We start from the raw sequence: 21,156 nt of genomic DNA, 5'->3' as shown, positions 1-21,156 counted from the left end.
CGCAAGCGTCTCGCTTGTGGTTAATAGACTACTATCATTTTGTATGTAAACCACAAGCGAGACGCTTGCGGTAGCGAAATGTTAAAACACCTTTGCAATTACCGTTAAAATACCCCCCTATTAAAATTATCTATCTATTAACTTTATGAAATTAAATCCTGCCAACCTAATATTTAAGATCTATAACCTTTTTATAAAAACTTATCAAAATGAAAAAAATAACAACCCTGAAAATAATCGGCATAGGCCTGGTTATTTTTGCATCTTTTTTTTTTACCGGTTGTGCTACCCGTAACAAAACAGTAAATATAAACGGAGTGGCGCAAACACCGGTTGACCTTAATGATGTTATTGCAGCCTTGAAAGTACAATATGAAATTGCTAAGGAGCAATTAAACGGTATTAAAATAACCCCTGATAATGCATCAGTTACCGTACAAGTTACAAATACATATACAGCAGCAGGGGATATATCGGTTTTAATATTTAAACCGACATATACTAACAAAGTGTTAAAATCCAGTTCGGTTACATTTGATCTGCAGGCCCCACAAGCAGATGCTATAAAATCCCGTGTAAGCTTAATACGATCCAACGCAAAACCTGATTCTTCCCTGGCTAAACTGATAATATCAGCAGCTAAAGCATACGATAAACTTGACCCGACCCCTATACCCGGCTTAAATAAACAAGACTTTGTTATTGATGTAATATTTTCTATAGAAAATGATGCCAATTTAGGTCTTACATTTAAGGTACTGGGTACTGGTGTAGATGCCAGTTATGAATATGATAGGGCTGTTCAACATGAGTTAAAACTTACCTGCGAAATAAAACAATAGCATATAAATAAGGATATTTTCAGCACTCTTATTGCACCCCCTGCTGGCTCATGCATGCCGCGGGTACTATATGCAATAGACTATATCTTGCCTTAAAAGCGACTGTACAGAGCAGATTGCTATCTATTGAGTCGCGTGAAGCCGCTCATGGGCGCGGAGCCCTAGTCCTTTTGTCTTCGCCACAAAAGGACCAAAAAGACAAGTCAGTAGAAATGCTTCTTTGCCGCACGGGGCCAACCCTGCAAATCAGGCAAAACCTGGGCTGGAATCTTTTTGCGGCCATATTGCGCACCATCCTATGCGCTGCAAAAATTTCCTATGCCCTGCCACGCACAAGGCCGCCATCGTTTTGCCTGATTTCACCCGAAGCTGTTCTACTGACAGGGGAAGAAAAAGCTTCATCCAATTTTCAAAAACAAAATACTTTAATTGAACCGTGATAAAAAGTGGGCAAAGGCTCGACAAAAAGCGCGGGCCTGGGTGTTTTGCCTGTGGGCGGAAGGATCTTTTTGTCTTGATCTTTTGGTTACTTTTGGATCAAGCCAAAAGTAACTAGTGTCATGTCAACAGTCTTTAGTCGTAAGTCTAAAGCCATATTTCGTTCTTTTTGAATTTTGACTCAAGACTTTAGGCTCATGACTAGCGACATTTTATGATTGACACGACACTAGGGCTCCGCGCCCATGAGCGGCTTCACATGATAGGTCAACGATATGCTAATTCGCCCTGCACAATAGAGGATTACTTCGTCCCTCGCAATGACGTACGGTAATGCGATGAACGGCTTTTTGACTTTTGACTTCTCAGTCTCATTGTTTCCTAACAATCTGACTATTCACCTCTATCTCCTTCAGCAACCCCGGCGAATTAACCGTGCTGCTAAAGCTCTTATCGGGATTGGTTTGCGATATTTTAGCCAGATCGTTATTGGTTTGATCCAGTTCCCTCATCAGGCTGTTGATCTCCTTTAAGTGCGAGTTGAAGAATTTCACCTTGTTGTTATAGGTATCTACCTTATAATTATTAGCTGCCGCGTTTGCCGATTTGGTGGTATCCGATGCCATAGCCGTATATGGGGACAAATTATTTACCGTTGTCTCAATCGGCACCAATGATGGCGTTGCATCCTTCGGATCAATAGCTTGCAGGCTTAGTCGTACCGGGTCGGGGTTGTAGGCTACCAGGCTCTTGTATTCATCCACAATGGCAGCTATAATTTTATGCTGATTATCATAGGTTTCGGCTATGATCTTATTCTTTACATTGTTTTTAAAGCCATTAAATAGTAGCGATGTAAAGTCGTAAGCCTTGGTTCGCAGCACTGCGCCTTGTACCGAGTAGTAATTACTCAGCGTTTTATTTTTGGTATACATTACCCCCAAACTGGTGCTGAAAACCTGCGCCGGGGTGCTTAGGGAAAGATCGGCCTCATTACCGAAGTTGTAGAATTGTTTGCCGTATATCTCCAAATCGTCTATCCGTTCATACGACGACAGGAAGTATAACCGGTAACGCTGGTACTCCTGATCGGGGTTATCGATCTGGGCGTAGCAGTTCTGTAAGAATGCCTCTACTGCCTTATCATTAAATATCTGGTAGATATCCGCTTCAGCCGATGGCTTCCACCTGATGAGGGAAAGCTTGGCCTTAAATTCCAGCTCGGCGGTATTGTTTACCCGTAACGAGTCGAACATCTTGGCTACAAAATAGCCAACCTGCGCGTTAGCCATGCCGCGCTGCTCCTTGTTCACCATGGCGTATAAACTATCCTGTATCGTCAGGTAGTTTTCGCTGTTGTTCCAGAATGATGGCTCCAGTGGCGGCAATAATAGCCGGTTGGTTTTGGTATCCACAAAAATGAAGGTCCCCAGCGGGTAAACGTTCTGGAAGTTGTTCTCCAGCATGGATAGGCTGCTCATGGATGATGAATCCATCTTCAGTAAAAAGTTGAGCACCTTGTTATGTTCCAGCTTTACGCTCAGGCCCTCCAGCGACTCGAAATTGGAAGTTTGTTTTTCGGGGATGATGATGGGGATATAGTAAACCGTGCTCTTGTTCTGATCCAGCATAGCGAAATCCCGCTTTACCGTTACCGAGGTTTGATCTTCCGCATCCTGACCGTAAAAGGCAACCGTATCGCCCTTCTCCACCGAAACTTCTTTCACCTTTTCCTCACCGGGTTTCAGGTTCATCAATGTTTTTAACTTAAACCCTCCCGATTTTTTATTGATGCGATAAAACACTGCCACATTGGTTTTGGCGGTGTTTTTTATCTTGAATTTAAAGCCGATAGCGCCTGCAAAAAAAGGCGATAGCAGAAATATGATCAGCAATAAAATTTTGGAAATAGCTTTTAATGCGCTTTTGTAGTAATTGGCTGTTGTTTTCATAGAGGTATCTACAGTAACGTTTTAAAAGCCGCTTTAGTTTCATTTTTTGTAACAATGGCATTACGGAAGAAGGATGCGGTTGAGTAAATTACCAAATAAGCTTAGGTTACCGCAAGCGTCCCGCTTGTGGTTCTACGTCCGCAAGTGTTCGCACTGGTAGCGGACAGACAGAATAGCCACAAGCGGGACGCTTGCGGGAGCGAAGGTTAACATTTGAGCGGACGGAATAGCCATAAGCGGAATGCCTGCGGTGGCGAGAATGGTGAGTAGTAGCTTGGTTTTGAAACCCTTACCTCCCTTCCCCGAGGAAGGAATCGCACAAGCCTCTGCCTTAGAAATCTTTCAAAACAACTAATACAAAAACAAAAAAAGCCCGGATCGCTCCGGGCCTTTACATTGAATTAAACACCCCAAATTATTTCATGCTATCATGGATCTTGTTGATCGCATCCAGGTGCATTTGTACGGTTGGTGCTACTTTAGCAGCAAAAGCTTTCAGTTGCGGATCGGTTCCGTTTTTGGCTTCATCCTGCATCAGCGTTAATGCTTTTTTATGCCCACCTATCATGGCATCAACATAAGCTTTATCAAAGTCGGCACCGGTTTTTTTGCCTACATCATCCATTTTTTTCATGGTGGCACTATCGCACATGGTTGGCAGGGTAATATTCTTGGTTTTAGCTATCGCCGCAAGCGTATCATTTGCCTTGCCATGATCAGTGACCATCATGTTAGCAAAATCTTTGATCTGGGCGTTGCTGGTTTTTGTGAGGGCCAGCTTGGCAAATTCAACTTCGGCCATGCCGCCGTTGGCAGCTGCGGTAGCAAATTTGGCATCATCGCTGTTTACGGCAATACCACCTGTTGCCGCAGCATTGGCTGTGGTATCCTTAGTTTTATTAAGGCTATCGGCGCTTTCTTTGGCGTCTTTAGCGCCATGATTACACGACTGGAAAGTTAGTGCTCCAGCAGCAATCATTAATACATAACTTAGTTTTTTCATGGTAGTACAATTTAGTTTTTCTTATCAACAGCCTATCTGCCAATAAGTTTTAACTACCTGTTTCATCTATGTTTTTATGGATCTCTTTTACATCGGTGCTGGATTTCATTTCTTCCAGTTCCTTATCTCCCGCATGGGTTGCTATGCCTAGTTTTTGCTGTATCTCGTGCAACATGGTCAGCATTTTGGTAATTTCCTCTTCGGCACGCACATTTACTTCAAATTCAACCTGCTGACTAACCTTATCTATCTTCCCCTGCCTGTTTTGGTTGATGAGCACCGATACCGATAGGATAATAGCGAATATAGATACCGTCATCTCCAATACAGGAAAAGGAAACGGATCGAATGGCTTTGACGCACTAAGATTATAGGTTATCCATACCACGAAAATTATGATGCAGATGATCAAAAAAGTGATGCTGCCCAATATACTGGCCACAAAAACCGCGAAATGGTCGGCCCTTGTTCGTGTAAAATCCAGCGACGACTTCAAATTTGGTGTTTCAACCTGCTTAGTAATTATTTGCTGCTTTGCCATTAATTGATGATAAATAATTCATTATCACAATAAATGCTCAAACGACAATAATGTTTCAGCTGCTTTTTAGGGTGATGACGGTTATCTCGGGCCATATGCCTATCCGGCCCTGGTAGCCCAGGAAACCAAAACCTCGGTTTACATACAGGTACTTGCCCGCGTTTTCATAAAGACCGGCCCATTGCGGGTACATATATTTTACCGGGCTCCATTTAAAGCCGAACAGCTCAATACCAAACTGCATACCATGGGTGTGCCCTGCTAATGTCAGGTTGATATGCTTTTTATTCTCCAATGTCTTAGCTTCCCAGTGTGATGGATCATGCGACATCAGGATTTTAAATTCATCATTCCGCACATCTTCAGTTGCCTTGGTTAAACTGCCATATTTATGAAAGCCACCCTTGCCCCAGTTTTCAACGCCTATCAACGCGATAGATTCACCGTTCTTTTCAATCTGCACGGCCTCATTTAGCAATAACTTAAAGCCGATATCGCCATGAACTTCTTTCAAGCGTACAAGATTAGCGGCTTTTTCTTCCTCGCTATCCCACTTGGTATAATCACCATAATCATGGTTACCCAATACCGAGTATTTACCCATAGGCGCTTTTAGCCTTGAAAAGAATGGGATCCACTGATCCATTTCAGCTGCGCGGCTGTTCACCAGGTCGCCTGTAAATAGTATCATATCACTCTTTTGAGCGTTAACCATGTTGATGCCTTTTTCAACACCTTTTTCACTGGTAAAACTACCGGAATGGATGTCGGATAACTGGGTAAGTGTAAATCCGTCAAATGCTTTGGGCAGGTCATCAAACTTTAGCGTTACCTTATGCACTTTGTAGCGGTGACGGCCGCCTATCATGCCGTATATGAGCCCGAAAAATGGTATGGCAGCAATGATGAGCGCTATTTCGCTTACCCATTCCCTGCGGGCAGGATAAACGGAGGTGGTGATATAAAGCAGCATCCGGCTCAGATCTTCGAGCAATAAGATAGGGAATACCAAAATTTTAGGTACCAGCGATATCAGCATAAAAGCCATCAGCCATGAGGTTAACCTCGGCGGCGTTGTACCCGGTTTACTGAGTAATGTACCATATACAACAATGCAGCTAAGTACGATATCAAACAGCCAGTAGATCCAATAAATGATGGTGGCCTGCGTTAAAGTTTCAATTGCCTGGAAAAAGTAAATATCGGCTACTATCCAAAGTAGCAGTATAAAGGGGATTCTTTGTTTCATGTATAATTACAATAATGACGATTTTAAATATCTATTGTTTTGATGCTGAGGGATTTTTACATCCGCATGAGTATCGAACAATAAATTAGGGCGAAAGGTGCGTAATTTCATTTATAGATTACGCCCATTATTATAAATTTGACAAATGATCATCAGAAATAATGAGAACTGGTTCCGGATGCTTTTTGTATGGCAAGGCTCCGTATTACCAAAAGTATTACCGCGCTTACTGCTATTGCTTGTACTTTCTATTGGTGTGGTGTATTTTAAAGGCAAGCTGTTTCATTATAAAATACCGCTAAATCCGGCCCCATTTACCTTATTTGGTATAGCGCTGGCGCTTTTCCTGGGTTTCAGGAACAATGCCAGTTATGAGCGCTTTTGGGAAGCACGCAAGCTTTGGGGCGCGCTGCTTAATGATACACGCTCACTGGCCCGGCAGGCATTAACCATCAGTGGTTACTCGCCCGAAAGCGAAGAGGTTGCCACTTTTATAAATTACCTGATCGCTTTTACCTATGCTCTAAAGCACCAGTTACGACACACTGATGCCAATAAAGATCTGCAACAACGGCTATCCCCGGAATTGGCCGATCAACTTAAAACCACCATCTATAAACCCATTATATTAATGCGTGAAATGAGCGCATGGGTACAGCGGGCAGGTACACATGCTATACTCCGGGCATCATTCGACCAAAATCTGGATAAGCTTTCAGATATTGTTGGCGGCTGCGAACGTATCGCATCAACACCCATACCTTATACTTACCGGGTATTGCTGCACCGTACCGTTTATATCTATTGCTTTTTACTGCCCTTTGGTTTTGTTGATAGTTTGGGCTGGTTAACACCGCTCATTGTTACCTTCATCGCTTACACCTTTGTAGCCCTTGAAGCTATTGCTGAAGAAATTGAAGACCCCTTCGGCATGGAATCAAACGATCTGGCGCTAAACACAATGAGCCTGATGATTGAAACCACCTTGCTCGAAATGGCCGGAAAACCATTACCCAAACAAACTAAAATTAAAGATTATACGCTGGATTAAGAGCTATTGTCAAGTCAACAGTCTTTAGTCGTAAGTCTAAAGCCCATATTTCGCTCTTTTTGAGTTTTGACTCAAGACTTTAGGCTTATGACTAGCGACATTCTATAATTGACACTACACTATGTATTCCTTTATACAATTTGTTGTATATTAGTTTATAAACTTAAATAGCCTAACCGTTTATAAATGGAAGTATTCAGTCACATAAAATATGTTATTGCCATAACCCTTAGCTTTAGCATAGCACATTTATTGAGGGGTACGGTAAAATTCATACAGCACCCTAACCGCGTAAAGCCTTATATCACCCATTTGTTGTGGGTAATATATATGTATTTAACCCTCATCCACTTTTGGTGGTTCGAGCTCAGGTTAACCGAAATTAAGCAATGGTATTTCTTCTCGTACTTCTTTATCGTTCTCTACATCACCAATTATTATGTGATATGTACCATCCTCTACCCCGACGATATTAACGATTACAAAGATTATAAGGACTATTTCTTTTCCAGACGGGGCTGGTTTTTTGGCTTGCTGTCAGTTGCCTTTGTTGCCGATATTTTTGATACGCTGATAAAAGGTACAGATTATTTTTACCATTTTGGATGGGAGGTACCTGTCAGGAACGCGGTGCTTTTAATACTTTGCCTGGTGGGCATAAAGGTTAAAAGTCCTAAGTTCCATTTAGCACTGGTCATACTGTTTATTTTATACGAGCTCCTCTTTATAGCGCGGCTGTATGATATCCCGATAAAGTAATATCAGATAATAAACGGTTAGTATTTGTTAAGAATCATCCGGACCAAAGCTTAACTTTGTGGGCATTTTAACACCGTAATTATGACACACAAAGAAAAGTTGAGTGCTATACGCCAGCAGATGAAAGCCAATGGTGTAGCAGCATATATCATCCCCTCGTCTGATCCGCATATCAGCGAATACCTGCCCGATTTTTATAAATGCCTGTACTTTGCATCAGGTTTTACAGGCTCAGCCGGAACGCTGGTGATCACCCAGGATTTCGCAGGCTTATGGACCGATTTCCGCTACTTTGTGCAAGCCGGTGAACAACTGAAAAACAGCGGATACGAATTGGTGAAACTTAAGGTACAACACGCTCCCGAATATATACAATGGCTGCATGATATCCTGGATGACCATGCCGTGGTAGCTTTTAACGATAAACTGTTATCCGTGCTATTAGGTGAACTACTGGAAAAACAACTCGCCGATAAACAGATCGTGTTTAAAAGTTATGACTTCTTAGATCCAATCTGGGCAGGCAGACCGGCATTGCCAACCGCTCCTGCTTTTTTGATAGATGAAAAATATACGGGCCAGTCTACTGCCAGTAAGCTATCGGCCTTAAGGCAATCATTAAACACTTCAAAAGCAAGTCACCATTTTATCTCTTCATTGGATGATATTGCCTGGTTATTTAACATCCGTGGTAAGGATGTGAGCTATAACCCGGTAGTTTTAAGTTTCGCGCTTATCAGTGCCGAAAATGCCGCGCTGTTTATTGATCCGGCTAAATTATCAGCAGAAGATACAAGCACCTTACATAAAGCAGGTGTACAGGTTTTGCCTTATGATGATATTGCAACATCATTAGCCGCGTTGCCTGCAGACAGCAGCGTATTGATTGACCCAAAACGTAACTGCTTTGGCTTGTATAAACAAATACCTGCATCTGCAACCATTATACAGGAGCTTAACCCTACCACGCTTTTCAAAGCCCTTAAAAACGAAACCGAAGTTGAGAACATGCGCACTGCCATGGTAAAAGACGGCATAGCCATGACCCGCTTTTTTAAATGGGTTGAAGAAAACATCGGTAAAACAAAGATCACTGAACTTTCTGCTGCCGAAAAACTACAAGGCTTCAGGACAGAACAGGATGGCTTTGCCGGGATCAGTTTTAATACCATTGCAGGCTTTAAAGGCCATGGTGCATTGCCCCATTATTCTGCAACGCCTGAAAGCGACAGCGAAGTTTTATCTGAAGGTTTATTTTTGGTTGATTCGGGCGGACAGTACCACTACGGCACTACCGATATTACCCGCATGATACCTATGGGTAATAATACTGAAGAAGAAAAGACCGATTACACGCTGGTATTAAAAGCGATGATAGAGGGTTCAAAAACCTTATATCCAAAGGGGACATGTGGCTACCAGATCGATGCAATTTGTCGCCGCCCGTTATGGGACCATGCCATCAATTATGGTCATGGTACTGGTCATGGCATAGGTTTTTATTTAAATGTGCATGAAGGTCCGCAGGTATTTAACCCAACCAATGTTGCAATACCGGTTGAGCTGGGCATGGTCACCTCAATAGAGCCGGGTATATACCGCCCCGGCAAACATGGCGTGCGTATCGAGAACCTGGTGCTCACCATTAAACACAGCACCAATGAATTTAACGAATTCTATGCCTTTGAAACACTCACACTGGCATTGATAGATACCTCACTGATCCAAAAAGACTTGCTGGAAAAAAGCCATATCAACTGGCTTAATCATTACCACCAGCTGGTATATGAAAAACTGAGCCCGCATTTATCGGCAGATGAACAGGCATGGCTTAAGGAGAAAGCGAAAGCGATTTAAATAAGAAAAGCACCCGTTTATGGCGGGTGCTTTTTTGTTTGAAAAATTAATTAGCCTGCTTTTTACTGCTGCTAATATATGTATGCAGATGTTGGAGGAAAATCTTACATTTAGCTATGGCATTGAGAGACAAATTTGATAGAACGTTTATAGTAAATACATCACTGCCCAAAGCTGTTATTGTAAACACTTTTAAAGAACGTATAGAAGAGTCCTCAAAAGATAGTTGGCTTACGATCAAAGACATCAATTACAAGAAAATACAGGTTGATGATTACCGCGCGGTAATCAAACAAGATCCATTTTTCTTTGGTCAAATCGGAGGTATCGGCGTAGCCATATTACATTTTGAAACAAGTAGTAGCTTCACGGAAATAAAAGCGGTTGTTAAGCCGTTTGTTAATGGTATTTGGTTTCTAATTGGTTTCCTGGTATTATTCAGCGCAGTTTGTATTTGGTTCACGCCCGGAATAGGTAAATTCCTTTTTGTTGCACTTGCCTGGATTATGTTTTTAACCCCCGTGTACATAAGTTTTGCTATTAGAAGATATAGATTAACGAATTACTTGAAGGCCGTATTAATTGACATTGGGGTTCAGGAAGATTTGGTTAAAGCTTAATCCTTCTCATTATAACTTACTCATTGTTTTATATAAATCCTTCAGATCGCCTGATTTTAAATTAAAAGACAAGGAAGTATGCCTTGAATAAATTGTTTCCCCTGTACCCGAATTGATAACACATACGATTTTGCTTGAGCTGTCCTTGATAAACAACAGGTAATATATAGGCTTATTTTCATTCAGGATCAGCGAATCCAGCCCCTTTTTCGTAACAACTTTGTATGGTGCATGATAATCTGCCAACACATTACTGGCGTCGTATGTTCCAGTGTCATTTCCAACAAAAGTATTGTATTTAATAAAGTTAAAATCAGGCAGGTATAGCGTACTATTCGCTAATTCGGGTAGCTGTTCTTTATTGGTAATATCATCGTAAGCCTTAATCTTTTTGCCAGCACGAAGCAATATGGTTAATTGTTGCATATAGTTTTTTAGCATACCTGGGCTCCAATTATACAGTACTCCCCCGCCATCGAAGTCCATGTCGTTAAAAAAATCTCTGATCTTAGAAAAGCTTCTTGAAATGAAAGCTTCCGGGGACACGGAAAGGGCTATGCGGGCTATTGGGTCTTCATCGCTTTGTTTAAGCGCACGGTCTTTTTTGAAGAATTTATCTTTACAGGTCCAAAAACAGAGATAATAATAGATGTTGGTAGTATTATTTTCTGTTACATACGTAGCTTCCAAACTTAAAAAACTGTCTCCCGGGCTAATATTTACATCAGGATCATTACCCGAAAGTAAGCGTATATTTTTTGTCAGTGTCCAATTTTCTTGAAGCGCACTCAGATAACGGTTGGCATCTGGGAAATTAACGTTTTTAACCATCACATAGGTGGTGCCGTTTCTTATATTATCAAGTTTCCGGGCATCCACGATAGTAATCTGGGCATTGGCATTCAGGACAAGAAAAGCCCATAAAAGAGTGATGAGTGTAAGCTTTATGTTCATGATAAGGTTGAAACTCCAAATTTAATATTTTTAACGGTATTTCTTAAAAGGTTTCCATTGCTCCCGCTGTTCGAAGTTTCCAAACTTCGAACCCAGATGTGCGTAGTCTCCGACTACAGCAAAATAATTCTCTCATTTCCTCCACATTTTGTTGACTTTTGATTGTTTTTTATGTAATATTGATATTACAATCGTTCGTAAAGTCGTTATTTATTATACCAATTATAGATCTTATGAAAACGCTCGATAAAATTCATGAATGGGGTGACAGTCATTACCCAAAATGGTTAGATTTTGTAAGGATCGCCCTCGGATTAGTCCTCATATGGAAAGGGATTGAGTTTATATTTAATCTCAATGTACTCGCAGATTTCCTGAACGAAACCGGGTTGACGGATGAAATAGGCACGTCAGTATTTTTAACTTTATTAACATACCTCATCATCGCTTTGCACCTTGCAGGCGGCATTTGTATTGCCCTGGGTATACGTACCCGTTTATTTTGCCTGCTTAATTTACCGATACTGTTTGGCGCGGTGTTCCTGGTTAATTTCCGGGAAAACATATTCAAACCTTATTCTGAATTCTGGCTATCGCTGTTCGTGCTACTGGCTGTTATCTGCTTTTTTGTGGAAGGCAACGGTTATTTGGCCATTGAACGTGGAAGAGATGGAATGTAGTTGTAATCAGTGAACGATAAATTAACTAATTTGAAGATTTGAGAATGTGCTGATTTGAAGATGATTTAAATACACAAGTTGATTTTCAAATTTTCAAATCACCAAATTTTCAAATCACTCAATCACTAATTCACTAATTCACTAATTCACTAAATATTAAAAGCCATAATACTTAAAAAAGCATTTATCTTTGCCACCAAAATTTACGAATCATATAATTCATGGCAAAGGCATCTGAAATTAAAGTAGGAAATATTTTACGCTTCAACGGCGAATTGGTAACTGTTATAGAAGTGCTGCACCGCACACCGGGTAAAGGCGGCGCATTTTATTTAGATAAATTCCGTAACATTAAAACCGGAAGAATTGTGGAGGCGCGTTTAGCAACCGACGAACAGGTTGAAATTTGCCGTGTAGAAACCAATGATTACCAATACCTGTATGAAGAAGGCGACCATCTGGTGATAATGGATAATACCACATATGATCAGTTTAATATCCCAAAAGCATTGTTCGGCCCATCAGCAAAATTCCTGAAAGAAGGTATGAACGTGATCGTATCTTTTGAAAGCGAAGAACCCATCATGGCGCAAGCGCCTAACTTCGTGGAGCTGGAAATAACCTATGCCGAGCATGCTGTTAAAGGCGATACATCCTCAGGCGCGTTAAAAACCGCGACAACAGAAAATGGCATCGAAATAAAAGTACCCTTATTTGTAAACCAGGGCGATAAAATAAAGGTAGATACCCGCACGGGAGAATATGTTGAGCGTGTAAAATAAATAACTGATATAAAAATATTTTTAGCGGCTCTATGCAATGAGAGCCGCTTTTTTTGTGGGTTTCGGTTTAAGCATACGTGGTTGTTCTCTCTGTGGTTTTATACCATAGATGTCCGGAAGATTGCATTTCTATTTTAATTCCCTCCCACGGGAGGGGTGTGGTTGATGTGAAGTGGCAGGGAGGGGTTTATACATCAAATAAGCTGTTAAACCCCACCCTTCCCCGCCCCAAGGCGGGAATCGCACAAGGCCAATGCTTCCTTTTTTCATCTTCCGAGCACCTATGCGTCTTATACATATCATATGAATAAACATCCTATCTTAGTGTTATCAATGAAACGCTATCGCAACCTACTCTTAGCCATCTGTCTCATCAGTATGAGTAGAACCGTTGTTGCTCAACAACATTCATTTAATAGTTATAATGTCCCATTGTATAAAGGGCATCCCGCAAAGCTAAAGCTGAAAGGTAACGCACTGGCAGAGCAATATCGAACCGCAATACGAACCACGTATTATTCTACAAAAGACCAAGTAGCGTACCATGGATCAACCGGTCTGAACTTTGGAGGCCATTATTGCTTTGTATACTGGGGCTGTGGATCAGATTGCCAGTACGCTGTTGTTGTTGATTTAAAAACAGGAATCGTGTATCCTGGTACAGACGCTGAGCGGGGATATAAGTTCCAGCCCAACAGCAGGCTAATTATTGTAAACCCTGATCCTGAACCTACCACTACAACGTATAAAGAAGAATATTGGGTATGGAATGAAGCTGGGAAGAAGTTTACTAAGCTTCGTTAGTCCGCTGTTCGAAGTTTCCAAATCGGACCAATATGCACGTAGTCTCTCACTACCCATCCAGACATAATAATAAATACCTCATTATAGCTGTTAAACCACTTTTAATAGCTATCTGTTACTTAAACAGTAACCTGATAATTATACACTTATATACAATTCAATCATATATTTATCCAAATTAAGACTTATATTCAATTTTGGATTAGATGAAGTATAACCCGATGATATCTAATTATAAGATAATTATTAAGAAAAATATCTTATTATAATTGCTGTTATAATCTTAATTTAACCTAACCGATTAATGAAATAGTTGCATGACAAAACCTTTACCCATAAAACTGCATCTTTATATATTTTGGAGTATTCTATATGGTACAATAACTTTTATATGTACTTCCTCCTGCTTCGCCCAAACTGACCATATCAAGGTATTTTTTGAGAAACTTAGTACAGCTAAGCATGATACGGACAGGGTAAATATCTATTACTCTATTTCCAGGCTCTATTGGAATAAAAATGCCGACAGCGCGCTGTTAATGGCAGATAAATCCCTTGAACTTGCAAAAAAGATCCATTTTGAAAAAGGTATTGCACTGGGGTATCTTGCAAAGGGAGTAGCCCTGGGATACAAAGGGAATTGGCCAGAATCCCTCGACTGCCACTTACAATGCCTGCGCATCAGTGAAAAACTGGGCATGGAGGGATTAACCGGAAACGAATATAATAATATAGCCGGCATGTACACCTCTTTGGAGGATTATGCAAAAGCACTTTATTATAACCGGCAAGCTTATAAGATAGCCCTGAAACAGCATGATCCTACAGGCTTTGCTACCTATCCCCTACTGGTAAACATGGGGGAAATATTTAAGTACAAAGGCCAGCCTGATTCTGCCATTGCCTATAATTCCCGGGCGCTAATTATAGCAAAAAGAGTAAAAGACCCCAGCAGCATTGCCACCGCATTATATAATATAGGCGAAAATTACATTACCAAAAAAAACTACACACAGGCGCAAACTTCCTTTTATGAGGCCCTTAATATTGCGCAAAAAGCAGGCGATGATGAAGATGTTGCCTACTCCCATACCGGCCTGGCGCTTACCTCATATTATACCGGTAAATATGATTCCAGTATGCTGTATGCACAAAAAGGTCTTGAAGAGAGCAAAAAATCTGGCATTGTTGAACTCATTCAAACAGCTTATCATGTATTATACTTAACCCATCAAAAAATGGGCAATTATAAGCAGGCACTCTATTACCGGAACCTTGAAGTTGAATTAAACGATAGTTTAAATACGGTAGGAAAACAAAAAGCCATCAGGAATATACAGTCGACCTATGAACTGGATAAAAAGCAAAGGCAAATTGACTTGCTGAATAAGGATAAAATTATAAGTCAGAAAGAACTGGAAAAAATAAAATTAAAACGGGATATTTTAACGGCTGGGGCCGTGCTTTTGATATTACTTGCGTTCGTTCTTTTCAGAAACTACACACAAAAAAGAAGACTTAGCGAGCAATTGGCCTTGCAAAATAAAAATATATCGGAACAAAACGAACGCCTGGAAGAACTGGTACTGGTTAAGGACCGGCTTTTTTCCATTATAGGGCATGATTTGAGAGGCCCCATCCACGCGCTCTATCAAATGATAAATGTATTAAAGGAAGAAGATTTATCTGAAGAAGAAAGTGAATTTTGGATTGAGAAAGCAGGCGAATATCTGACAATAACCTCACATTTACTTGAAAACCTGCTGTATTGGGCGAAAAGCCAGATGGATGGCATCCACACAAATCCAACCCGCTTTGATGTGCAAAAGGTAATTGAACAAAATATAACGCTGATAAAAGCAAGGGCTGCCGAAAAAAAAGTGACGGTAACCGCTATGAATATAACCACACCTGAAATTGTTTATGGGGATGAAATAATGATTGATATCGTGATCAGGAATTTGGTGGAGAACGCCGTAAAATTTTCAAAAGCTGGTGATATTGTTACGCTAGGCGCTGAAAAAAAAGAATCATTAACACTGATAACAGTAAAAGATAACGGAAAAGGCATCCCGGAGGAAGCACAGGCAAAAATATTTGACAAGCTTTCATCCTACACAACCTTTGGCACAGCCAGCGAAAAAGGAAGCGGGCTCGGTCTTTTATTATGTAAGGAACTTGTAGAAAAAAATAACGGTACTTTATGGTTTGAAAGTAAGACAGATATAGGAAGCTCCTTCTATTTCACCATACCATCATCATAAGATTGCCGTTTTAAACACTGATTATTTGCAACCAATTCACATTATTTGAACTTCCGCTATTCGAAGTTTCTATAAACAACGGCGTTAACATTAACTCCGGCACCTACGGCGGCAAATAAAATGGTTTCGTTTTTATTAAAGCTATGGCCCGGCATTTGCGCTTTATTAATCAGGTCGTATAAAGTTGGTAAGGTGGCTACGGAACTATTGCCCAACCATGATATCGTCATCGGCATAATCTCAAAAGGGATACTCTTAGTTTCGCAGAGCTCAAACAAGAGTTTCAAAATTGCCTCATCCATTTTATTATTGGCCTGATGGATGAGCACTTTGCTGATATCTGTTAAAGATAAATTAGCTTTTTCAATACATTTTTTTATGACGCCGGGCACTACTTTTAGTACCTGCTCATATAATTTATGCCCGCTCATTTTTAAAAAAAGCCGGTTATCGCCGAACCCCGGTTTATTGGAGGCACCCATTTTTAAAGCGTAAACCAATTCGTCGGCAATTGTTTCCGCGTGATGGGCCAGTATACCTATTGGCACTGCACTTTCCTTAGCAGCTAGCACAACTGCTCCGGCACCATCCGCAAATATCATACAGTCCCTGTCATGCGGATCGCTTATCCTCGAGAGCGTTTCAGCCCCAATAACCAATACTTTTTTTGCGTTTCCTGAACGCAGGTAACCATCGGCCTGTATCATACCCTGTAACCAGCCTGCACAACCAAATGGAAGATCATAGGCAACGGTTTGAGGGTTAACAATACCCAGGCGGTGCTTTACCCTTGAAGCCAAAGCCGGCACCATATCGCTCACCAGGTTTTTGGAAGTAACATCGCCAAAATTATGTGCCACAATGATATAATCGAGCGACTCTGCATCAATCCCCCCAGACTCTAATGCACTCTGAGCTGCAAAAAAAGCGATATCAGATGTAACCAGGTCATCAATAACATATCTTCTTTCACGAATACCCGTTATTTGTTCCAGCTGTGAAATGACCACTTCGTTTGCTTTGGATAAGGCCACGCCATTCCTGTCAAAAAAGGTATGATCTAAAAAATCGGCATTTTTTACGGTAACTGTTGGGATATAGCTACCACTGGCTACGATGATGGAATACGTTTGAACAGACATGATAATTTTCGGAAAAGTAACACATTTTATATGAAATTTGCAAATACTTTTCCCACTGTTCGAAGTTTCCAGATCGGATGAATATGTCCGTCGTCTCCGGATGGTATCAGCCGGGAGCAAACCCAATATCTTAACTATTCATGAATTTCCTTCAACAGGTAAATTATGCCCGCCGGGTAGCTTGCCATCTGTAATGAATCAAAGTCGATTTTTAAATTAGGTACGTTAATTTCCAGGTTTTTTTGCTGAAAGCGGACAATTTTCCCCCCGCGTTTAATTTCAAGGATATGCTCAGGGTCTTTGTTCGATGTGATCTCTTTCAGTAAACCGGTTTGCCCGGGTAATATATGCAGGGGCTGACCGCCAGGGGCATGATCGCCCAGGTTGAAGATTTGTTTAGCTGCCGAATTCATAAATAGAACTTCCGCCTTTTCATTGGTACCGATAATGGCATCCGGCGTTTCCTCTATAAGCTTTGTTACCCGGTTCTCGGCCGCTAAAACTTTACTGAGGCTTGCGTTTTCCAGCGTACCAAGCTCAACCGCCATAGTATTAAAAGCATTGGCAAGCCGGGCAAACTCTTCACTCCCCTTGAAATCCAGACGGGCATCATAATTTTTCCGGCTTATCTCCTGCAAAGCCTCTATCAATGCCTCCAGCGGATTAAGTATAAAGCCGGGGAAACCGGCAATCAAAATGAAAAGAATAAAAAAAGTAATTAATACCATGCTACCCAGGTAAAGGGTTGCCTTGTTGACGGTTGCATGCGTGCTATCATTTTTAGAAACAATCGCCTGCATGTTTAATCCATCGATCGTGGTGAGCAGGGACCGGATCTTTTTTTCTGCCTGGCGTTGTTCATTTAAACCTGATGATGGGTTCGTCAGCACGCCAAAACAGTAACGCACACCACTTGTAGCCTCCCGCTCCCCATGTTCGGTAATATTATTTTCCTGTTTTTTAAGAGCCAGATCAAATGTTCCAGCTGCAAGGGAATTCAGCGGCAGATCCTGCTCATCCAATACCGAGCGCATCGCCCGCGTAAAAGTTAATGTCTGGTAATTATTTTTTAAGGTGATGCTGGCGGTTTTGGAGATGACTTCGATATAATACAGGGAAACGGCTCCAAAGACCAGGACTACTATAAATAATAGCCCGAAACCCAAAAAAAGCTTTTTTTTGATTCTCATGATGCAATAATAAAGGCCGGGGAAAGATTAAAAATAATAACAAAAGGCCACATTTACAATACATCAGCTAATTTTTATTTCCGGTTGATTTGGTTATCCCAAGTTTCCATCCGAATGAATATGCCTACAAATTATCAGGACTCCGGTGCTACAGGAGTAGCTTTCCTGGCGGTTAGTGCTGCGCCGGCGCTCGCGATGATAATTAACGCTACGGCTATCCATTCGTATAATGAAAGGTATTCATGCAGGAAAATCAGGCCGGATATCGCAGCCACAGCCGGTTCCAGGCTCATTAAAATGCTAAAAGTTTTTGCCGGAATTTTCCTTAAGGCACTCATCTCCAAAGTAAAAGGTATGGCACTGGAAAGTAAGGCCAGTGCAAGGCCTGATAACAACATCCATGGCTTCAAATGGGTTATTAATCCGTCACCTATAGCCACCGGCAATACAACTACAGAGGCGAAGATCATGCCGATGGTAACAGCCTTGTTTGCATTCATCATTTTAGAGATACGGCCGCCCAGCAGAATATAGGCCGCCCAGAATGCGCCGGCAAGCAAGGCCAGCAGTACACCTGTTAGATTTAAACCATTGTGATGCCATGGCGCAATGAGCGCTATCCCTACTGCTGCGAGAATAACCCATAAAAAATCTATTATGCGTTTAGAGCCTACTAAAGCCAGCGCCAAAGGACCGATAAACTCGAGAGCAACACCCACCGCAAGCGGTATACGGGCTATAGCCATGTAAAAAACAATATTCATCGCACCCAAAGTCAAACCATATAAGGCAACTGCTTTCCATTGCGCAGTGGTCAGGTTTCGTAGGTTGGGCCGGTTAAACAGGAGCAGGATCAGGGCTGACAAAACAATTCTTAAGCATGATGTAGATGTCGCACCCAGGATCGGAAATATCCCTTTTGCAATTGCGGCACCACCCTGCACACTGATAATTGACAGCAGTACTGCGGGCACTGCCGGAATTTCAAATACTTTTTTATTTTTCATTGATTATAATTCGCATGCAAAAATACACGAATCGCTCTACCGTTTCCAGGGTGTCATTTAAATAACATCGCCGTCCAATTTCAGATCCAGGTACCGCTCCTTAATAATTTTTATATGCCTTAATTCGTGTCCGGCAATATGATAAATCAAGGCCCTCACTGTCCTTATATTGAAAACGTTTCCGTATTCGTCAACACTGCCGCCAGTCCTCAACATAGAATCCTCAGGCAAATGCTGAAACAGTAAAAGGGTAGCACGTCTTACTGCCCAATATTCTTCAAATATGTCATCTAAACTCCGTTGGTCGGCTTGTGCATATTTGGTATAATTATTTTCATCAAATCCATGAAGCGGAGTGTTGTCATTCCTGGCATACCGCAAAGCCCTGTATGAAAAAATCCTTTCGTCATCAATTAAGTGTACTAATATTTCTTTTATGCTCCATTTATTTTCAGCATACCTGTATAAAAGCTTTTCTTCAGAAAGGGAATAGATCAGGTCCTTTATTTTATAAAAATTCTCTTCTAAATGATCGAGTATTAAATCATCATTTTTTAATAAATCCATGTAGATACTCGAATAAGGGGGATATTCGGCTGCGTTGGGTTTGCGTATCTTTCTGTAAGCAGACATTTTACTGGAATTTAACCGACCATTCTTTTGCCAACTTTCCCATTGGTTCAAGCAGATCATAAATACTTCTTCCTAGTTCTGTGAGCGCATAACCATCCATCGTTTTCTCAATGATGAATGCATTTGTCAATTCTTTAAGCCGTGTATTCAGCGTTGTTGGAGAAACGGATTCACAATAAACCTGAAGTTGCCTGAATGTGCTTGAACCATTTGATAAATGCCAAATAATGCCCATAGACCAATTTCGACCTAAAAGATCAAACAGGGCCATTATTGGCTGCCCGGATCTGGACCCCCGAACGGGTTTGCCTGGAATGGGTAATGCCATAATTATTTGCCTTTCACAATGCTACGCAAAAAGTAGCATTGCTACAAATAATGTAGCATTATATTTATAATTTCCCGGCTGTTTTCGTTTTTTATGTACTTCTTAAATCGATGCAGCCAAAACGCGATGAGTTTATCGCTGTTCCTTTATTCCCGTACCATCGTCTTTTAGCTGATATGGTAAAATCACGTAATCTTTCACCGCCATAATTCAATATGGCCGATCCTCCTGAAAAAGATACCGCGCTTTAATTTATTTATGTACCTCAAAACCAATACTTTCTTATTGTAAAATAATTAATTTTATAAAATACCCCTTTAAAAAAATGATTCAGGAGGTACCAATAAAAATGTTAATCCGTTGACAGAAGTATCATATATGAGTAGTTATATTTGCCTGACACAAGCGTCAAACATTTTAGTTTAAACATGGCAGTTAGAGACACCGGCACTGAGCAGATAATTAAGGATACCGCAAAACAGATTTTCTTTGCTGAAGGAAAATTTAATGCGACTACCCAGGATATTGCAGAGGCCGCGGGGGTTAGCAGAACTGTCATCAATTATTATTTCCGGTCTAAGGACATTCTTTTTCAACAAGTATTTCGGGAAGCTATGGCCGATACCGGCGCTAAAATGAACGAGGTATTGGGTGCAGATATGCCTTTCAAGAAAAAGGTGATTACCTTTATTGATATGTTTACTACCGAGTTAACGAAGTATCCTTATAAAGAATCCTTTTTAATAAGCGAAATAAACGCCAATGGATTTAGCTTCCCTGCCAGGGATCCATCACCGGGTATGCAGCAATTTTTAAAGGAGATAAAACTGGCATCTGATAGTGGTGAGATCAAGAAGGTGTTGCCTATTAATTTCATGATCAATATATTATCCCTGGTTGCCTATCCGTTATTAACCCGGCGGCTATTTGAGCAGATGCTTGAACTTAACGATACAAACTTTGAAAAACTGATGCAGGAAAGAAAGAATATGATAATCGATATTCTATTCAACTGATTTTTTTGAGATAATACTGACATAGCCGTCAAACATAAACGTCA

The 21,156-nt window shown here is 41.0% G+C and carries 21 protein-coding genes; 11 read left to right on the top strand and 10 right to left on the bottom strand.

What is annotated here, in order from left to right; all coding sequences use genetic code 11:
- Nucleotides 1-209: 209 nt before the first annotated feature.
- A complete protein-coding gene (locus tag BLU33_RS03695) occupies nt 210-842 on the top strand; it encodes a hypothetical protein (RefSeq protein WP_091369443.1) in 633 nt (210 codons plus the stop codon).
- A 212-nt stretch (nt 843-1,054) separates the two neighbouring features.
- Nucleotides 1,055-1,282 carry a hypothetical protein gene (locus tag BLU33_RS03690; RefSeq protein WP_091369440.1) on the top strand — a complete coding sequence of 76 codons (228 nt, stop codon included), beginning with the start codon at nt 1,055-1,057 and terminating at the stop codon, nt 1,280-1,282.
- A gap of 369 nt (nt 1,283-1,651) precedes the next feature.
- Here BLU33_RS03690 and BLU33_RS03685 read toward each other — a convergent pair whose 3' ends face one another.
- The 4 genes from BLU33_RS03685 to BLU33_RS03670 all read right to left on the bottom strand — a co-directional run bounded on the left by BLU33_RS03685 (nt 1,652) and on the right by BLU33_RS03670 (nt 6,025).
- Nucleotides 1,652-3,232 carry a hypothetical protein gene (locus tag BLU33_RS03685; protein WP_091369437.1) on the bottom strand — a complete coding sequence of 527 codons (1,581 nt, stop codon included), beginning with the start codon at nt 3,230-3,232 and terminating at the stop codon, nt 1,652-1,654.
- A gap of 415 nt (nt 3,233-3,647) precedes the next feature.
- A complete protein-coding gene (locus BLU33_RS03680; protein WP_091369434.1) occupies nt 3,648-4,235 on the bottom strand; it encodes a DUF4142 domain-containing protein in 588 nt (195 codons plus the stop codon).
- A 49-nt stretch (nt 4,236-4,284) separates the two neighbouring features.
- Nucleotides 4,285-4,776: a DUF1003 domain-containing protein gene (locus BLU33_RS03675; RefSeq protein ID WP_091369431.1), complete on the bottom strand. Its 492-nt coding sequence runs from the start codon at nt 4,774-4,776 to the stop codon at nt 4,285-4,287.
- Between the two features lie 55 nt (nt 4,777-4,831).
- Complete coding sequence (locus BLU33_RS03670; RefSeq protein WP_091369427.1) at nt 4,832-6,025, bottom strand: metallophosphoesterase; 1,194 nt, start codon at nt 6,023-6,025, stop codon at nt 4,832-4,834.
- Nucleotides 6,026-6,170: 145 nt separating this feature from the next.
- Here BLU33_RS03670 and BLU33_RS03665 point away from each other — a divergent pair, with 145 nt between their 5' ends.
- From BLU33_RS03665 to BLU33_RS03650, 4 genes are all read left to right on the top strand, one after another.
- Nucleotides 6,171-7,076 carry a bestrophin family protein gene (locus tag BLU33_RS03665; RefSeq protein WP_091369424.1) on the top strand — a complete coding sequence of 302 codons (906 nt, stop codon included), beginning with the start codon at nt 6,171-6,173 and terminating at the stop codon, nt 7,074-7,076.
- A 186-nt stretch (nt 7,077-7,262) separates the two neighbouring features.
- The gene (locus BLU33_RS03660) at nt 7,263-7,835 is read left to right on the top strand and encodes a hypothetical protein (protein WP_091369421.1); all 573 of its coding nucleotides are present in this window, start codon (nt 7,263-7,265) and stop codon (nt 7,833-7,835) included.
- A gap of 81 nt (nt 7,836-7,916) precedes the next feature.
- Nucleotides 7,917-9,692 carry an aminopeptidase P family protein gene (locus BLU33_RS03655; RefSeq protein ID WP_091369419.1) on the top strand — a complete coding sequence of 592 codons (1,776 nt, stop codon included), beginning with the start codon at nt 7,917-7,919 and terminating at the stop codon, nt 9,690-9,692.
- Between the two features lie 116 nt (nt 9,693-9,808).
- Complete coding sequence (locus BLU33_RS03650; protein WP_091369416.1) at nt 9,809-10,312, top strand: hypothetical protein; 504 nt, start codon at nt 9,809-9,811, stop codon at nt 10,310-10,312.
- 9 nt (nt 10,313-10,321) lie between these two features.
- Here BLU33_RS03650 and BLU33_RS03645 read toward each other — a convergent pair whose 3' ends face one another.
- On the bottom strand, nt 10,322-11,266 hold the full coding sequence (locus BLU33_RS03645; RefSeq protein WP_091369412.1) for a hypothetical protein: 945 nt from the start codon (nt 11,264-11,266) through the stop codon (nt 10,322-10,324).
- Between the two features lie 233 nt (nt 11,267-11,499).
- Here BLU33_RS03645 and BLU33_RS03640 point away from each other — a divergent pair, with 233 nt between their 5' ends.
- The 4 genes from BLU33_RS03640 (at nt 11,500) to BLU33_RS03625 (ending at nt 15,796) form a co-directional block, all read left to right on the top strand.
- On the top strand, nt 11,500-11,946 hold the full coding sequence (locus BLU33_RS03640; RefSeq protein ID WP_091369409.1) for a DoxX family protein: 447 nt from the start codon (nt 11,500-11,502) through the stop codon (nt 11,944-11,946).
- Nucleotides 11,947-12,167: 221 nt separating this feature from the next.
- Nucleotides 12,168-12,728, top strand: a complete 561-nt coding sequence (efp, locus tag BLU33_RS03635) for an elongation factor P (protein WP_091369406.1) — start codon at nt 12,168-12,170, stop codon at nt 12,726-12,728.
- A 378-nt stretch (nt 12,729-13,106) separates the two neighbouring features.
- The gene (locus BLU33_RS03630; protein ID WP_091369403.1) at nt 13,107-13,532 is read left to right on the top strand and encodes a hypothetical protein; all 426 of its coding nucleotides are present in this window, start codon (nt 13,107-13,109) and stop codon (nt 13,530-13,532) included.
- Nucleotides 13,533-13,849: 317 nt separating this feature from the next.
- Nucleotides 13,850-15,796 carry a tetratricopeptide repeat-containing sensor histidine kinase gene (locus tag BLU33_RS03625; RefSeq protein ID WP_091369400.1) on the top strand — a complete coding sequence of 649 codons (1,947 nt, stop codon included), beginning with the start codon at nt 13,850-13,852 and terminating at the stop codon, nt 15,794-15,796.
- A gap of 56 nt (nt 15,797-15,852) precedes the next feature.
- On the opposite strand, the gene BLU33_RS03620 is transcribed toward BLU33_RS03625, so the two are convergent.
- The 5 genes from BLU33_RS03620 to BLU33_RS03600 form a co-directional block, all read right to left on the bottom strand.
- On the bottom strand, nt 15,853-16,938 hold the full coding sequence (locus tag BLU33_RS03620; RefSeq protein WP_091369398.1) for a 3-oxoacyl-ACP synthase III family protein: 1,086 nt from the start codon (nt 16,936-16,938) through the stop codon (nt 15,853-15,855).
- 134 nt (nt 16,939-17,072) lie between these two features.
- Complete coding sequence (locus tag BLU33_RS03615) at nt 17,073-18,128, bottom strand: HAMP domain-containing protein (RefSeq protein ID WP_091369395.1); 1,056 nt, start codon at nt 18,126-18,128, stop codon at nt 17,073-17,075.
- A gap of 134 nt (nt 18,129-18,262) precedes the next feature.
- On the bottom strand, nt 18,263-19,135 hold the full coding sequence (locus BLU33_RS03610; protein ID WP_091369392.1) for an EamA family transporter: 873 nt from the start codon (nt 19,133-19,135) through the stop codon (nt 18,263-18,265).
- Between the two features lie 57 nt (nt 19,136-19,192).
- On the bottom strand, nt 19,193-19,768 hold the full coding sequence (locus BLU33_RS03605) for a DinB family protein (protein WP_091369389.1): 576 nt from the start codon (nt 19,766-19,768) through the stop codon (nt 19,193-19,195).
- A gap of 1 nt (nt 19,769) precedes the next feature.
- The gene (locus tag BLU33_RS03600; RefSeq protein ID WP_091369385.1) at nt 19,770-20,096 is read right to left on the bottom strand and encodes a winged helix-turn-helix transcriptional regulator; all 327 of its coding nucleotides are present in this window, start codon (nt 20,094-20,096) and stop codon (nt 19,770-19,772) included.
- Nucleotides 20,097-20,524: 428 nt separating this feature from the next.
- On the opposite strand from BLU33_RS03600, the gene BLU33_RS03595 reads away from it, so the two are divergent.
- Nucleotides 20,525-21,112 carry a TetR/AcrR family transcriptional regulator gene (locus BLU33_RS03595; protein ID WP_091369381.1) on the top strand — a complete coding sequence of 196 codons (588 nt, stop codon included), beginning with the start codon at nt 20,525-20,527 and terminating at the stop codon, nt 21,110-21,112.
- Nucleotides 21,113-21,156 lie beyond the last annotated feature (44 nt).

The sequence above is a fragment of the Mucilaginibacter mallensis genome, from assembly GCF_900105165.1.
GTDB lineage: Bacteria > Bacteroidota > Bacteroidia > Sphingobacteriales > Sphingobacteriaceae > Mucilaginibacter > Mucilaginibacter mallensis.
The sequence above is the reverse complement of the archived record's forward strand: the minus strand, read 5'-3'. Positions and strand labels throughout refer to the sequence as shown.

What these genes read in the sequence shown, in the direction of transcription:
- BLU33_RS03695 (WP_091369443.1), top strand. Translation starts at nt 210, where the DNA reads ATGAAAAAAATAACAACCCTGAAAATAATCGGCATAGGCCTGGTTATT.
- BLU33_RS03690 (WP_091369440.1), top strand. Translation starts at nt 1,055, where the DNA reads ATGCTTCTTTGCCGCACGGGGCCAACCCTGCAAATCAGGCAAAACCTG.
- BLU33_RS03685 (WP_091369437.1), bottom strand. Translation starts at nt 3,232, where the DNA reads ATGAAAACAACAGCCAATTACTACAAAAGCGCATTAAAAGCTATTTCC.
- BLU33_RS03680 (WP_091369434.1), bottom strand. Translation starts at nt 4,235, where the DNA reads ATGAAAAAACTAAGTTATGTATTAATGATTGCTGCTGGAGCACTAACT.
- BLU33_RS03675 (WP_091369431.1), bottom strand. Translation starts at nt 4,776, where the DNA reads ATGGCAAAGCAGCAAATAATTACTAAGCAGGTTGAAACACCAAATTTG.
- BLU33_RS03670 (WP_091369427.1), bottom strand. Translation starts at nt 6,025, where the DNA reads ATGAAACAAAGAATCCCCTTTATACTGCTACTTTGGATAGTAGCCGAT.
- BLU33_RS03665 (WP_091369424.1), top strand. Translation starts at nt 6,171, where the DNA reads ATGATCATCAGAAATAATGAGAACTGGTTCCGGATGCTTTTTGTATGG.
- BLU33_RS03660 (WP_091369421.1), top strand. Translation starts at nt 7,263, where the DNA reads ATGGAAGTATTCAGTCACATAAAATATGTTATTGCCATAACCCTTAGC.
- BLU33_RS03655 (WP_091369419.1), top strand. Translation starts at nt 7,917, where the DNA reads ATGACACACAAAGAAAAGTTGAGTGCTATACGCCAGCAGATGAAAGCC.
- BLU33_RS03650 (WP_091369416.1), top strand. Translation starts at nt 9,809, where the DNA reads ATGGCATTGAGAGACAAATTTGATAGAACGTTTATAGTAAATACATCA.
- BLU33_RS03645 (WP_091369412.1), bottom strand. Translation starts at nt 11,266, where the DNA reads ATGAACATAAAGCTTACACTCATCACTCTTTTATGGGCTTTTCTTGTC.
- BLU33_RS03640 (WP_091369409.1), top strand. Translation starts at nt 11,500, where the DNA reads ATGAAAACGCTCGATAAAATTCATGAATGGGGTGACAGTCATTACCCA.
- efp (WP_091369406.1), top strand. Translation starts at nt 12,168, where the DNA reads ATGGCAAAGGCATCTGAAATTAAAGTAGGAAATATTTTACGCTTCAAC.
- BLU33_RS03630 (WP_091369403.1), top strand. Translation starts at nt 13,107, where the DNA reads ATGAGTAGAACCGTTGTTGCTCAACAACATTCATTTAATAGTTATAAT.
- BLU33_RS03625 (WP_091369400.1), top strand. Translation starts at nt 13,850, where the DNA reads ATGACAAAACCTTTACCCATAAAACTGCATCTTTATATATTTTGGAGT.
- BLU33_RS03620 (WP_091369398.1), bottom strand. Translation starts at nt 16,938, where the DNA reads ATGTCTGTTCAAACGTATTCCATCATCGTAGCCAGTGGTAGCTATATC.
- BLU33_RS03615 (WP_091369395.1), bottom strand. Translation starts at nt 18,128, where the DNA reads ATGAGAATCAAAAAAAAGCTTTTTTTGGGTTTCGGGCTATTATTTATA.
- BLU33_RS03610 (WP_091369392.1), bottom strand. Translation starts at nt 19,135, where the DNA reads ATGAAAAATAAAAAAGTATTTGAAATTCCGGCAGTGCCCGCAGTACTG.
- BLU33_RS03605 (WP_091369389.1), bottom strand. Translation starts at nt 19,768, where the DNA reads ATGTCTGCTTACAGAAAGATACGCAAACCCAACGCAGCCGAATATCCC.
- BLU33_RS03600 (WP_091369385.1), bottom strand. Translation starts at nt 20,096, where the DNA reads ATGGCATTACCCATTCCAGGCAAACCCGTTCGGGGGTCCAGATCCGGG.
- BLU33_RS03595 (WP_091369381.1), top strand. Translation starts at nt 20,525, where the DNA reads ATGGCAGTTAGAGACACCGGCACTGAGCAGATAATTAAGGATACCGCA.